The organism is Alteromonas sp. S015 (assembly GCF_036864485.1).
GTDB lineage: Bacteria > Pseudomonadota > Gammaproteobacteria > Enterobacterales > Alteromonadaceae > Alteromonas.
Genome location: NZ_JAZETO010000011.1, coordinates 57,719 through 71,642 on the forward strand (window position 1 = coordinate 57,719; position 13,924 = coordinate 71,642).

At 45.9% G+C, this 13,924-nt stretch carries 10 protein-coding genes; 6 read left to right on the forward strand and 4 right to left on the reverse strand.

From position 1 onward, the window contains the following. Window positions 1-10: 10 nt before the first annotated feature. Window positions 11-2,989: a putative bifunctional diguanylate cyclase/phosphodiesterase gene (locus V7R42_RS18400; RefSeq protein WP_334021954.1), complete on the reverse strand. Its 2,979-nt coding sequence runs from the start codon at window positions 2,987-2,989 to the stop codon at window positions 11-13. 202 nt (window positions 2,990-3,191) lie between these two features. Between V7R42_RS18400 and V7R42_RS18405 the strand changes: the two genes are divergently transcribed. From V7R42_RS18405 to V7R42_RS18420, 4 genes are all read left to right on the forward strand, one after another. Continuing rightward, window positions 3,192-4,232, forward strand: coding sequence for a serine/threonine dehydratase (locus tag V7R42_RS18405; protein WP_334021956.1), 1,041 nt, complete (start codon window positions 3,192-3,194; stop codon window positions 4,230-4,232). Between the two features lie 106 nt (window positions 4,233-4,338). After that, window positions 4,339-6,039 carry an amidohydrolase gene (locus tag V7R42_RS18410; RefSeq protein ID WP_334021960.1) on the forward strand — a complete coding sequence of 567 codons (1,701 nt, stop codon included), beginning with the start codon at window positions 4,339-4,341 and terminating at the stop codon, window positions 6,037-6,039. Continuing rightward, window positions 6,036-7,439 carry an APC family permease gene (locus tag V7R42_RS18415; RefSeq protein ID WP_334021962.1) on the forward strand — a complete coding sequence of 468 codons (1,404 nt, stop codon included), beginning with the start codon at window positions 6,036-6,038 and terminating at the stop codon, window positions 7,437-7,439. The genes V7R42_RS18410 and V7R42_RS18415 overlap by 4 nt, the downstream gene beginning before the upstream one ends. Before the next feature lie 11 nt (window positions 7,440-7,450). Continuing rightward, complete coding sequence (locus V7R42_RS18420) at window positions 7,451-8,092, forward strand: MBL fold metallo-hydrolase (protein WP_334021965.1); 642 nt, start codon at window positions 7,451-7,453, stop codon at window positions 8,090-8,092. A 122-nt stretch (window positions 8,093-8,214) separates the two neighbouring features. On the opposite strand, the gene V7R42_RS18425 is transcribed toward V7R42_RS18420, so the two are convergent. Next, window positions 8,215-8,730, reverse strand: coding sequence for a lactoylglutathione lyase family protein (locus tag V7R42_RS18425; protein ID WP_014950763.1), 516 nt, complete (start codon window positions 8,728-8,730; stop codon window positions 8,215-8,217). 273 nt (window positions 8,731-9,003) lie between these two features. Here V7R42_RS18425 and V7R42_RS18430 point away from each other — a divergent pair, with 273 nt between their 5' ends. Beyond that, window positions 9,004-10,038 carry a LysR family transcriptional regulator gene (locus V7R42_RS18430; RefSeq protein WP_334021969.1) on the forward strand — a complete coding sequence of 345 codons (1,035 nt, stop codon included), beginning with the start codon at window positions 9,004-9,006 and terminating at the stop codon, window positions 10,036-10,038. A gap of 152 nt (window positions 10,039-10,190) precedes the next feature. Here the strand turns inward: V7R42_RS18430 and V7R42_RS18435 are convergent, their stop codons facing one another. Beyond that, complete coding sequence (locus V7R42_RS18435; protein ID WP_334021971.1) at window positions 10,191-11,024, reverse strand: class II glutamine amidotransferase; 834 nt, start codon at window positions 11,022-11,024, stop codon at window positions 10,191-10,193. Between the two features lie 436 nt (window positions 11,025-11,460). Here V7R42_RS18435 and V7R42_RS18440 point away from each other — a divergent pair, with 436 nt between their 5' ends. After that, window positions 11,461-12,321: a hypothetical protein gene (locus V7R42_RS18440; RefSeq protein ID WP_334021974.1), complete on the forward strand. Its 861-nt coding sequence runs from the start codon at window positions 11,461-11,463 to the stop codon at window positions 12,319-12,321. A 92-nt stretch (window positions 12,322-12,413) separates the two neighbouring features. Here the strand turns inward: V7R42_RS18440 and V7R42_RS18445 are convergent, their stop codons facing one another. Further along, window positions 12,414-13,913, reverse strand: coding sequence for an NCS1 family nucleobase:cation symporter-1 (locus V7R42_RS18445; RefSeq protein WP_334021976.1), 1,500 nt, complete (start codon window positions 13,911-13,913; stop codon window positions 12,414-12,416). Window positions 13,914-13,924 lie beyond the last annotated feature (11 nt).

Here is a 13,924-nt window from a genome sequence, read left to right on the forward strand (position 1 = left end):
ACATTTCCTTTTAGGCAGAGGCAAGTTTGGCTCGCCATTGAACTCTATGCGCCAGCGGCTTGGGTTTATCTAAAGCAAAGCCTTGACCGAAATCAACGTTAAGTTCTTTTAAAACTTCAGCGGTCGCGTTGTCGACAACAAACTCGGCTACGGTCTGTTTACCCATGCTGTGCGCAATATTATTTATCGCTGTTACTGTAGCATGATCAATAGGATCGTGAACGATATTTCGCACAAAAGAGCCGTCGATCTTAACGTAATCAACATCAAGGTGTTTGAGGTAGGTGAACGAAGACATACCTGCCCCAAAGTCATCTAAAGCAAAACTGCAGCCTAAATCACGCAGGGTAGAAATAAAGTGCTTCGCGGCGCTTAAGTTAGTCACGGCTGTCGTTTCTGTAATCTCAAAACAAATTTTCTCAGCTGGTATCGAGGTACTTTGCATACGCTTTGTAATATTGTGCAGCGCCATTTCATCACCCAATGTTATACCTGATAAGTTAATAGCGACTTTACCTACGTTATCGATATGACCGGGGTGACTTTCGAGGGTTTTAAGGGTGTTTTCCACCACCCACATATCGACTTTATTCATTAAACCGTGACGTTCTGCCAGCGGAATAAAGAGTCCTGGGCTTATAAGGCCGCTTTCTTTTGCGCTAAGGCGCAGGAGAATCTCGTAGTGCTGTAACTGAAACGTCTTCTGGCCGCCAGAAGCGTTAAGCGGCATGATAGCTTGGCTATACAATTCAAAACCGTCGTTTTGTAATGCATGATGCAAGGCATGTAATACTTGGTTTTCACTGTCCTCAATGGCCATTTGCGAGTCGTTATCACGAAACACAAAATAACGGTTTCTGCCAAGATGTTTGGCCTTGTAACACGCATTGTCAGCAGCTTTGATCAATGCTTCTGCACTTTGTGTATTCTCGTTAATTTCGATAACGCCAATGCTTGCGCCCACAAAGAACAACTTGTCGTCATAGACGAAACGGTAATTTGAAATGGCCAATAATAGTTTGTCTAGGCGCCTTGTCACATCATCCAAACTTTGATGGCGAAATATAATGCAGAACTCGTCTCCCCCTATCCGGGCGAGCAAGTCTTGTCCATTTACGTATTGCCTAAATATGGTGGAGATTTCTTTAAGCAGCTTATCTCCAGCTGGATGACCACAGCTATCGTTGACTAATTTGAAGCGATCCATATCAATAAAGCACATCACACTTTGCCTGTAACAAGCTCGGGACAAATTAATATTCGCCACGTTTCCAAATCCGACTTGGTTTACCCCGTCGTCTTCGTCGCGCTGATTGACCTCTTTGCGCATGTCATCAAGAATCTCTCGCAGCTTTTCGTTAAACGCATAACGATTGAACAGCCCTGTTAGCTGATCGTGGTTGGCTTGAAAGTAAACTTCTTCTTGCAGTGCAAGCTCTTTCGTTACATCACGCGCAATCCCTTCAACGGCAATCAGTAACCCTTCCTCATCAATTATTGGAGTGTCCGAGAATTCAATCGCAATCGGCTCGCCTATTTTGCCTTGATAATGCACGATATATGGCTCAGGTTTTTCACCACGGGCAATAGTTTGACGTATTTCAAAGGTTTCGTCGGGTACTTGGCGAACATATTTGGACTCGTTCGCACAAAAGTCTTCAGCAGTAAACCCCAAGATTTTTTCAATACCGGCGCTCACATACATAAAGCTGTGTTCAACGGTCTTGGCGTAAACAAAATGACGGTGCATACCGTCAACTAACCGACGGTACTTTTCTTCACTACGCTTTAGATCGTGTTGAGCACGAAAACGTTCTGTAACGTCTCTTACGGTTACCGCAATGTTATCGCCAGCTTTTACCACCTGAACTTTTAACCATTGTGGCGCAATCTTGTCGCTATGAACGGCAAGATGGGCTTCATAAGGCACTCCAAGTTCAGCTACGTTTTTGGCATTTTCAAATTCACTGGTTAATTCTAAATAACGTGTTTGCTCGGCTAAGCTCATAGACCGCAAAACATCACATGCCCCGCGAAACAAATAGCGGCTGTATGAATTTGCTTCCACCAGCGAGAAATCATCGCCTGTTGGCTGATAAATAAGCAGCGCATCAAGCGATGCTTCGCTAGCCGTAAGGTAACGCTGCTGACTTACTGATAAATTAAGCGCCCCTTTAAGCTGCTTATGCAACACATAGCTCACGAGAGCAGACATCAACAACCCAATTACGGTGATCAACAAGCCTGCATTATACGGACTTTGTCGAGACTGCATGGATAAGAGGAAACCCCGTTCTAGAAAGGTAAACGGCACAAGCGATACAATGGTGCCGTCATTGATTAACTCACCACTTTGAAAAAGCGTTTGACTGTCGGCTTTAAGCTTAAAATTAAACTGCGGGCCTACTAACTCGCCCAACATCACAGTTAGGATAGTATGTACATCGAATCCAGCCACCAAGAATCCATGCTCAGGTTCTTGAGGGCTTATGGCCCTACCCACAACAATAAAGTGGTGTTGAGCGGCATCGGAATACAATAGCGTACTTTCCAAATCCTCGGATAAACGCGATATATTTAAACCCAGTGCTTCCATTGGTTTGCCAATCAGACTGTTATTTATGCGGGTTTTTATACCGGAAGATGGCGTTGCCACCCACGCTATTTCACCGTTAGCGTCAACAAACACCAGCGATGAAAAACCTCGCTGCATCCCCATTAACGACAAAGCTTGCGCATTAAACCAGTCTACTTGGTTTGGCTCAAAGGTGGGCCAATTTTGCATAAGATTGTGTAGTGCCTGAATGCGTTCGCTTGAAAAGACTTCTAAACTAATTTTTACCTGCTCGGCAACCGATTGAGCTTTAGAAATACGTGCTGCGCGTTCATCGTTTTGAATAAAAACACCAGCAGAAACAAATAAAAAGGTGAGAAAAAGAAACAATACCGTAGGTAAGGCGTAAATACGATGATTGAATTTGCTTAACATGTGCCTGTCTCCGGTAACCAGCGCCTGTATACTAAAGTAGAATTATTAAACAAATATGAATTGTCTTATGCACTTGGTGGTATAGGCTCTGGTGTAATCGAATAGTATCTGGCACTGTAAGGCTTCCGATTTCCTTTTAGTGCGTAAAAGCCCTTGTCGGCGCTAACCCATTAAAAAACCAAAATTTAAAGAGCGTTCCTTAATGAGTATTTCCCCAAATATCGTAGATATAAAACAAGCCTATGAACGTATAAAAGGCGTTGTAAAAACAACGCCAATTGTAGAATCTTCATTACTTAACAAATGGATGGGCAACCGTATTTTGTTTAAAGCAGAATGCTTTCAGACCATTGGGGCATTCAAAATTCGCGGCGCTATGAATTTTTTGGCCCGCTTGCAAGAGGAAGGTCGTTTACCGAAACATGTGGTTGCCAATAGCTCAGGAAATCATGCTCAGGCGGTAGCCTATGCAGCGGCTCATTTTGGTATTAAAGCCACTATATTCGCAAGCGAAACCATTTCGCCAATTAAAGCTGCCGCTACGCAAAGCTATGGCGCTGAATTAAAACTGTTCCCTACTCGTCCAGAAGCAGACGCCGCAGTCGAACAAGCATCAAAAGCGCCAGATACGGTTTGGATACCGCCGTTTAACCACAAAGATATTGTGGCTGGACAAGGCACTGCAACGCTAGAGGCGCTTAACGAAATTGGTGAAGTAGATGCTGTCTTCGCACCATGCGGTGGTGGTGGTCTATTGTCGGGCGCATTGCTGGCAACTCGCGCACTACAGCCAAACGCACTGGTGATTGGCGCTGAACCTGCCGAAGCGAATGATGCGTCTATGTCGCTGCAAGCTGGGGAAATTATCGCTTTAGCGCACACGCCAAATACTTTAGCAGACGGTGCTGCCACGCCTTCTGTTGGCGATTTAACGTTTCCTATACTGCAAGAAATAGACGATTTCTACGAAGTGGACGAGCTGCAAATTGCTTATTGGACGCAATGGCTCCATCATTTATTAAAGCTTCACATTGAGCCAACGTGTGCGATGACCATGGCTGCAGTAGCGGCTTGGGCTGCCAACACCCCACCAGGGCAAACCGCTCTTGTTATATTGAGTGGTGGCAATATCAGCCAGTCGAGTATGGTTAAGATTTGGGAAAGAGACTTTTTGTTACAGCCCCCCGTCCTCGAGTTTGATAGCGAAGACGATTTAAAAGATATCGAAAGTGTTGAGGCATAGCGTTGTGGTAGCGCATAGCTATGGAAACTCGAGCAGTTCGGACAACTCAGTGTAAAAGACTCAAAAACAAACAATAAAACAGAAATAAAAAAGGCAGAAACTCACTATGAATTCTACATTGTCGGCACTGACTTTTAAAAAGCACTCACTTTCAAAATTGCTAACCGCAACGTTTATAAAGGCGGCAACGTTAGGTGCTATGACCATCGCGCTTACGGTAGATGCTGCAACGCTTGTCGAGAACGTAAAGGGCTATACGTTAAACGAAAGTGGCAAACTCATTACGTTTAAAAACCTTGTCATTGATGAAGGCAAAGTGGTTGCACTAGATATCGACAAGGTCAACACGCCTGTCGATAGCACTATTAATGGCAAAGGCAAAGTTATGCTACCCGGACTTATCGACGCCCACGGGCATTTGCTTGGCTTAGGCGCAAACTTGCTAGAAGTCGATTTACGAGAAAGTAGCAGTGCGCAAGACGCGGCCAAGACAGTTGCTGAATACGCCTTTGCAAATGGACAACAAGCATGGATTACCGGGCGCGGTTGGAACCAGGAATTGTGGTCTGACAGGGCCTTTCCAACAGCGGCTGACCTAGATAAAGTAATTTCTGACCGACCTGTTGCATTGGCACGCGTAGACAGCCACGCTACCTGGGTGAACAGTAAAGCGATGGAAATTGCGGGTATAACTAAAGACACACCATCACCTAAAGGGGGGGAAATCATTAAAGACGCAAACGGTAATCCTACTGGTGTTTTCATTGATAATGCATCGCAATTAATAGAAGCGTATTTTCCCAAAGCAAGTAGCGCTATCTACGAACAACAATTACATGCCGCGGGTGAGCACTTACTAGCAAATGGCGTTACATCGATGCACGATGCAGGCATAGACAGAGACGTTTATGATTTCTATTTAAAAGAAGCGGTAGAAGGTGACTTGCCTGTGCGTATTTATGCCATGGTGAGTGCGACTGATCCTGACCTCAGCACCATGCTAGGCAATGGCACTATTCGCGATAAAGACGACTTTTTATATATTCGTTCAGTAAAAGCCTATGGCGATGGCGCACTAGGTAGCCGAGGCGCTGCACTGCTTGAACCTTATTCAGATGCGCCGCATCAACATGGCTTGCTGCTAACGCAACCAGAAGATATGACCCAACTGTTTACTACGGTAATTGGTGCGGGCTTCCAGCTTAACTACCATGCCATTGGTGATAAAGCTAACCATGTTGCACTGAACGAGTTTGAAACCACGTTTAAAAGTATTGGTGGCAGCGAACTGCGCAACCGCATTGAGCATGCACAGGTCATTGCGCCTCATGACCTAGCTCGTTTTGCTTCGCTAAAGGTGTTACCTTCCATGCAGCCAACTCATGCCACCAGCGATAAAAACATGGCGGAAGATCGCCTAGGCAAAGATCGTATGAAAGGCGCTTACGCATGGAAAACGCTACTTAATTCAGGCATTGCGCTGCCTTTAGGCTCTGATTTCCCTGTTGAGCTTGCTAACCCATTTTACGGTCTTCACGCTGCTGTTACACGACAAGACAGAAACAATCAGCCCGTGAAAGGCTGGTATGCACACGAAGCGTTAACCATAGAACAAGCTTTTAAAGGGTTTACGTTTGATGCAGCCTACGCAGGGCACATGGAAGATACCTTGGGCACACTAACGCCAGGAAAATGGGCAGACTTTATCTTGGTCGACCAAGATATTTTTACCATTGATGCCAAAGACATTTGGAAAACCGAAGTACACGCAACTTATGTGGCGGGAGAAGAAGTTTTTTCTAAATGAGTAGCGAAAACAAAAGCCTGTTAACCAAAGGGATTGGCGGCATTGGCGCTGCCCTTTTGGTGTTAAATGGCCTTATTGGAGCGGGCATTTTTGCTCTGCCCGCTAAAATGGCCGCTGAGCTCGGCGCTTTCAGCCCTTACATCTTTTTGATTTTTGGCGCACTCATGTTGGCCATTGTGTGGTGTTTTGGGCAGCTAGCGGCGCTGCACCAAGAAACCGGTGGGCCCGTGGTGTACGCCCAAAAAGGATTTGGCGACGCAGCGGCGTATCAAACTGGCTTTATTTACTACCTGGCTCGCGCAACCGCGATTGCTGCTAACATGCACGTTTTATTGCTATACGCTGGTTATGTTTGGCCTGAACTTAATGAAGGAATAGGAAAGTCATTCGCTATTATCGCGCTTACCACTGCATTAATTGTAGTAAATATTGTTGGCCTTAGGGCCGCCATGCGTTCACTTGATACTATCTCGGTGCTAAAACTGCTGCCCTTTGTGACGCTTATTGCAGTTGGCTACTGGCAGCTCGACTTTTCTAATACGCTAACAAGTTCTTCGGCAGCCGTTGTGCCTGCATTTGACACCATTTCTGCCGGTGCCCTACTTACGCTTTATGCCTTTATTGGTTTTGAAACGGTAGTGGTAACGAGTGGCGAGACCAGCTCGCCTAAAAAGACCATACCTCGTGCATTAATGCTGACGGTTTCAGGTATTGCCATATTTTACTTTTGCGTGCAGTGGCTTTATTGGCACACCGTAGGGCCTGCAAAGCCAGATAGCGCACCGCTTATTGCGCTCGCCAATATGATATTTGGTGAAGCCGGGGCGTTGGTAATGACGCTAACCGCCGTGGTGTCGGTTGCCGGTAACTTATTGGCGAATATGATATCTACGTCTCGACTGACGTTCTCTATGGCGCAGCAATCACTCATTCCAGGTAAACTTGGACAGAAGTTAGGCGAGATTCATGCGTCCTTTGCTACCCCAGCAGTTTCCATATCAATACTGGGATTATTTGCAGGAACTATGGCGCTTAGCGGTAGTTTTGTGTGGCTGGCTATTTCAAGCGTGCTTGCCCGGCTTGTGGTGTATGCCGTGTGTGTAGTGGTGTTGATAAAAGCGCAGGGGGGGTCTTTCAAGACGGCTTCCTCGCAGAGCGCTTCTTCACAAAGCAGCATGCAGCAAGAAACTTCTGAGAAAGACGCTTATTTTAAAGGTTCTGCAGGAGCACTCGCCAGCCCTGTAAACCTGTTTCGACGTCTGATACCCTTTGTCGCACTAGCGGTTTGCGCATGGTCTATTGCGCAGTCGTCAACCAACGCGTGGCTATTTTTACTGGGTGAATTAGTGGTTGGCGCACTGCTTTATTTTTTTATTTCGCTCCAAGCAACAAAGCATTAAAAGGTTAAACCGTGGAAATTCAAGTTATACCCGTTACGCCCTTTGCCCAAAACTGTTCATTAATTTGGGACTCATCCACTAACAAAGGCGCGTTTGTAGACCCTGGCGGCGACATTGAAAAGTTGATTGAAGCTGCATCGAATAAAGGCGTGAGTATAGAAAAAATTATTCTCACTCATGGGCACTTAGATCATGTGGGTGGCACTGTCGCCATCGCAGAACATTACGGTGTCCCTATTGTTGGGCCTCATATTGGCGATAAATTCTGGTTAGATGCACTTATGCAGCAAAGCCAGATGTTTGGCTTTCCACCCGCCCAGCCTTTTGCTCCCAATGAGTGGTTAAACGACAACGACACCATTTCCGTGGGCAACTTAACGCTAGAAGTGCTGCATTGCCCGGGTCATACACCTGGTCATGTGGTGTTGGTAGAACGCTCAAGCAATCGCGTTATTGTGGGGGATGTCATTTTCGCAGGCTCTATTGGCAGAACTGATTTCCCACAAGGTAATCATCAGCAATTAATCGACTCGATTAAACAGAAAATTATGGTGCTGCCGGATGATATGACGATTTACCCGGGTCACGGGCCAACCACAACGGTTGCGACCGAAAAGGCCACGAATCCTTATGTGTCTGGCAGGTTTGGTTAGCCTAATAGCAAATAAAAAGGCAAGGTACGTTTAATTGCTATTAACGCCCTCGCCTTTTAGCTTTTTAACGCCTGCGACATACAAGCTTGTAGCGATATGCAGCAAACCTCACCAACTGATGCTTATTCGTATGCACCGCTAGCATAATGCAATTCATAGCTGTGGCTATAAATTTCAAGGATGTTGCCAAACGGGTCTTCCATGTAAATCATGCGGTAAGGCTTTTCACCCGGATAGTAATAACGCGGCGCCTTCATTCGCTTTTTACCACCAGCAGCGACAATCTTTTCAGCCAAGCCTTCAACATCGGGGTCTTGAACACAGAAATGGAAGATACCGGTTTTCCAATATTCAAAGTTGTTTTCTGGGTTCTCTTGGTTGCTGAACTCGAAAATTTCAACGCCTACACGATCACCTGTTGAAAGGTGAGCAATGCGGAATTTCCCCCAACCTGGACCAAATACATCGGTACACATTTCACCAATCGCCGAGTCATCTTCAACTATCTCGGTTGGCTTCATGATGAGATACCAGCCAAGTACTTCGGTATAAAATTTCACGGCGGCTTCTAAGTCAGGTACAGAAATACCAATGTGAGAAAACGTACGTGGATACGGTGTTTTTACTGCTTCAGTCATCACTTACTCCTATGTAGCGCAAGTTGTCAAAATGGCTTAAGCGGTCGCCTTGTAGGCTGTGTCGGTGCCCAGATCAATGCAAACCCAATTCAAGATCAACGCAGGTCCAATACAGGCTCAAGAACACGTTTGATTTAAAAGTAATTACAAAGCCCCTCACAAGAAGGCAAACTCGAACACCGCTTAAGTGAACATGCATACATAGTAGCTAGACAAATATCAAACATGAAATTATGATATTTTCTAAATTTGATAATTTTAAATTATACATCGATGATTAACCCTATTTGGCTAGACACCTTCATCACTTTAATAGAAACAGGGAACTTTACGCGCACCGCAGAGCAACGGTTTATGACGCAGCCGGGCGTGAGTCAGCACCTTAAGAAACTGGAAGAGGCATGTCAGTGTGAACTAGTCGTCCGCTTAGGCAAAGGGATTCAGCTCACTGAACAGGGCCAGCGAGTGTACCACTATGCCAAGGATCAGCAGGAAAAAGAGCAAGATTTTATTGCCAGTTTAAAGTTTGACGCCCCTTTTGAGGGTAAGTGCGTAGTGGCCTGCTCAGGTGCGATTGCTCAGCGTATTTATTCAGCCTTACTGGCGCTGCAAAAACAGTATCGCGCACTTAGTATTCACGTGGAGGTCGCGCCTCGACGCACAATTTTGTCAGGCATTGCGAACAATACGCTTGAGCTTGGCATTGTGACAAACCAACCAGAGAGTAAAGATATTCATAGCGAGTACTTAGGCGAAGAAGCGTTGGGGCTTATTCTACCGCGTCGCCTACCTGATGCGCTTGCTAAGCAGCTCTCTGGGTTATCTGAAGATGCGCTGGGTTCGGGTTCGGGTTCGGGTTCGGGTTCGGGTTCGGGTTCGGGTTCGGGTTCGGGAGCAAAAGTAGCAAGCATATCTGAAAAAGCAAAGAGTAAACCTGATGGTGCTAGACCATTAAAAGCCGTCATTAACCATTTAGGGCTTATTAATCACCCTGATGCTATGCACTACTTACAGCGCTATTTTAACGACTGTGGAGAAGCTGAGTTAGCTAACGTTAATCCGAATAAGCTGCCACACGCTGGCTACATCAACCAGCTTTCGCAAATTCTGCTACCCGTAAGCGAAGGATTGGGTTACACCGTGCTGCCCACCAGCACGCTAGACTTTGTGTCTTTTGCAGACAAACTTACCGTCTACAAAGCCAAAAATGAAGTAACCGAGCCCCTATACAGTGTTCAAACACCCCACAGCGCCCTACCCGCCCGCTACCAAATAGTGAAACAAGCCATCACCCAAGTATTGGGTTAAAAATGGGGTCAGAGTACATTATTAAGCTAGCCAACCTGAATATTGGGGTCAGAGTACATTATTAGGCTGGTTTAACAACTAAGCGCCGAGCTTTTTGAGAGTGGGGCATTTAAGTTACTCTGACCCCATAGTTCCAACCCCACAATTCGTGATTAGTCGTGAAGCGACGGGTCTGGTGCTACCATTTCGGCTTCTTTTTTGTGTTCAGGTACATCTACTTTACCCGAGGCAATGACTTCGCCCTCCTGCCATAGCTTCCACTCGCCCCGTTCGTAGATATCCCACTGTTCATCGTTGGTTAGCGGTTCGGTAGCAATAATACTCACTACGTCTTTTGGCGTGGTTTCAGCGGCAAAATCAATTTCCACCTCTACATCACTTAAACAAGCGGGGCCAAAAGGTGCTCTACGGGTAATGCTTGCTAACTTTGTACTACAGAAGGTAAATAACCAGTCGCCGTTACTTAGCAAGCAATTAAACACACCTTGCTGAGCATACTCCTTTGCTAGTGAAACTAGCGTTTTGGCTAATTGCTCAGGCATAACGTCTCGGGGGAGGTTTTGCCTAACATTATTCATAATATCGCAGAAAAGCTCTTCGCTATCGGTATCCCCAACTGCTTCGTAAATACCTGTTCGGCGTGAGAAGTTAGGGAGTTGCCCATTGTGCGCAAACACCCAATATCGCCCCCACAGTTCGCGGGTGAAGGGGTGCGTGTTGGCTAAGTTGATGTTGCCTACATTGGCTTGACGAATATGGCAAATCGCATTCTTGCTTTTTATAGGCAGCTTCGAAACAAAGTCGGCTATGGGTGACGTGGCGCAAGGCTCGGGATCGTGAAACATACGAACGCCTTTCCCTTCGTAAAAAGCAACGCCCCAGCCGTCTTTATGCGGCCCTGTTTCGCCTCCGCGGCGAGTCAGCCCGGTAAAACTAAAACATAGGTCAGTGGGAGTGTTCGCACTCATGCCTAAAAGTTCACACACAACATTTATTACCTATAGCAATTATTTCATTAAATACTTCTAGAATACGCATGCACTCGAGCCGAATCAATTCGACATTGGTCCGGTAATAAAGGGAAAGCAGCAGACCTTACAACCCATTCACCTTTTTAAAGCCAATGACCTTCATGCCACTTTATTTTAATTGAATTGCGTAAAAACGTCCGTTTTATGTTTACCACCCCTTTCATTTGCATCAAATAATAATGATAATCAATTACAAATTAACCACTTTTTCATATTTATAATGCGCTACCACTCTTTCTTTAATTACTCCTTCTTCATCATCGTTATGTGTTCGGTGATGTTGCCTTATACTTCGCTCGCTAAGCAGAAGTCGTCTTCAACTCATATCACGAATTCTGGGAAAAACGAGGTAAATCAGACCTTTAAGCATCTATTAAGCAAGCACCAAATAGTGGCAATTGGTGATATTCATGGCTCCGCGGCACCGACAGAGCTCTTAATCAACGCTCTGTCTGATCGTGATATCTTTGAGAGTGTCGATGTTATTGTGACGGAGTTTGGTAATAGCCATTACCAAGCTGAGTTGGATGATTTCCTGCTTAACCCCAATACAAAGGTTTCACTGCAAGAATTAGAGCCTTTGTGGCAGGACAGTATTTATTTTATGGCGTGGCAATATGAGCATTACCGACATTTCGTACAGACACTAAGGCGACTAAATGCATCATCAAACCATAAAGTGTGCATAGCTCTTGCTGAGCCGCAGTTTAAATGGGAAGGATTAAGCAAGGAGCAATGGCACTCTCTCACCAAAACACGTATTGTGAACTATGAAAGAACTGTGAAGCAGGTAGCTGAACAAAACGATAAAGCGATTCTTCTGTTTGGCGCAATGCATACCTTAAAGCAGCCTGTATCGTTAAAGCGGGGTGAAGCACTCAATGAGTTTGTGCCCTTTATTTCTAAGCTTAACGACCTAAATATTGCGACAATATGGACTCACTTTGCCGCATCGACAATACCTGACATTCCTTCTCCTACGCTTGTTTTGCTTAACGAAAAGCGCGAATTAAATTCCCCCTTGTCCAGTGTTTCAGCACGATTTGCAGACGGCACAAATCAAAAGCTTTCAGACGTTGCCGACGCATACTATTACCCGGGGCCGTTAAACCGACATGCGCCAGTGCCTTCACATATTAAACAAAACAGCCAGTGGCACCACGAGATGAATCGACGCGCCGAAATAGTTGACGAACGTGTTTCAACACAAATCGCCAAGCAATTAGCTGAATGGCAAGCCAAAACCGATTAGCAGTGTAAAATAATGGGGTCAGAGTACTTTTTGGGGAAATGTGCTCTGCCCCCCATTAGTTTGCTACTCAGAAATGTACTCTGACCCCATTATTAGGAGGCGCTTTTTGCCTGCATGGTAACGGGCACTCTGTTGGAGAGTAGTAGATAGATCATGCTGGCAATGATTAATCCTACAAACCATGCGTAGGCGTAAAGCGTGTCGAAAACAGCTGGCACGCTTTCTACAAAACCAGCTGCGTGTAGAAAACCAGGGATATTTGGAAAAATACCAATAACAAGCGCTGTCACCCCCGCCATGTTCCAACCGTTGTTCGCACCATATTCGCCAGAGTGTTGAAACAGTGCATCGATATTCAACGTCGATTTTCTTAAGATAAAATAGTCGGCGATTAAAATACCTGCAATAGGGCCAAGCAGCGCAGAATACCCGGTGAGCCAAGTAAATAAATAGCCACCCGCGGTTTCAAGCAGCTTCCAAGGGAAGATAGCCACGCCGATACCCGCCGTTATATAGCCCCCCATTTTGAAGCTTATTTTCGATGGCGCCATATTCGAAAAGCCATAGGCTGGAGCTACCATGTTAGCGGCTAAGTTTGTGGTTAACGTAGCAAGTGCTAAGGCAGCAAGCGCCAACACTACCCCCATGCCTCCCATCCGGCCAGCGAGGGCAACCGGGTCCCAAATGGCCTCGCCATAAATAGTGACCGTTGCCGACGTTACCGCTACACCAATAAAGGCAAATAGCGCCATGGGTAATGGCAAACCAATAGCTTGGCCTAACATTTGGTCTTTCTGAGATTTAGCAAAGCGAGTGAAATCGGGAATGTTCAACGCCATGGTCGCCCAGAAGCCCACCATGGAGGTTAGGCCCGCAAAGAAGGCTGTCCAAAACTGCCCTTCTTTGGCTCCACCTTCAACAAACTGAGACGGCGTTGACAACATTTCGCCAAACCCACCGGCATTAACGTATGCCCATCCAAGAAGCGCTAAGCCCATTAAGATCAAAAATGGTGCAGCAAAAGTTTCAAGCCAACGAATAGATTCGGTGCCGTGTTTTATAAAAACCAAGTGCATCGCCCAGAAAGCGAAGAAGCACAGAGTTTGTGTGATATCGATACCTAAAAATGGTAGTGCCTGCCCCACAAATGCGTCGCCGCTCACGCTATTTAAAATAACGTAAATAGCACTGCCGCCTACCCATGTGTTAATTCCAAACCACCCACATGCAACAAGCCCACGGGCCAGAGCAGGAATCTTCGCGCCTTTGGTGCCAAATGCGCTACGTAACAAAACAGGAAAAGGTAAGCCGTATTTGGCGCCCGCATGGCCTATTAACATCATAGGTACAAGCACGATAATGTTGCCCAACAACACGGTGATAACTGCTTGATACCAGTTCATACCTTCAGATACCAAACCTGCTGACAAAAGATAGGTGGGTACACACACCACCATGGCAACCCACAATGCCGCATAGTCTTTCCATACCCACGTTCTGGTTTGAGGGTTGGTTGGCGCTAAATCTTCATTCCATAAATCGCCATCGTAATGGGAAGGCTTTGTCATGGTTTGATTGTTGGTGTTATCCACGATCTATTTCC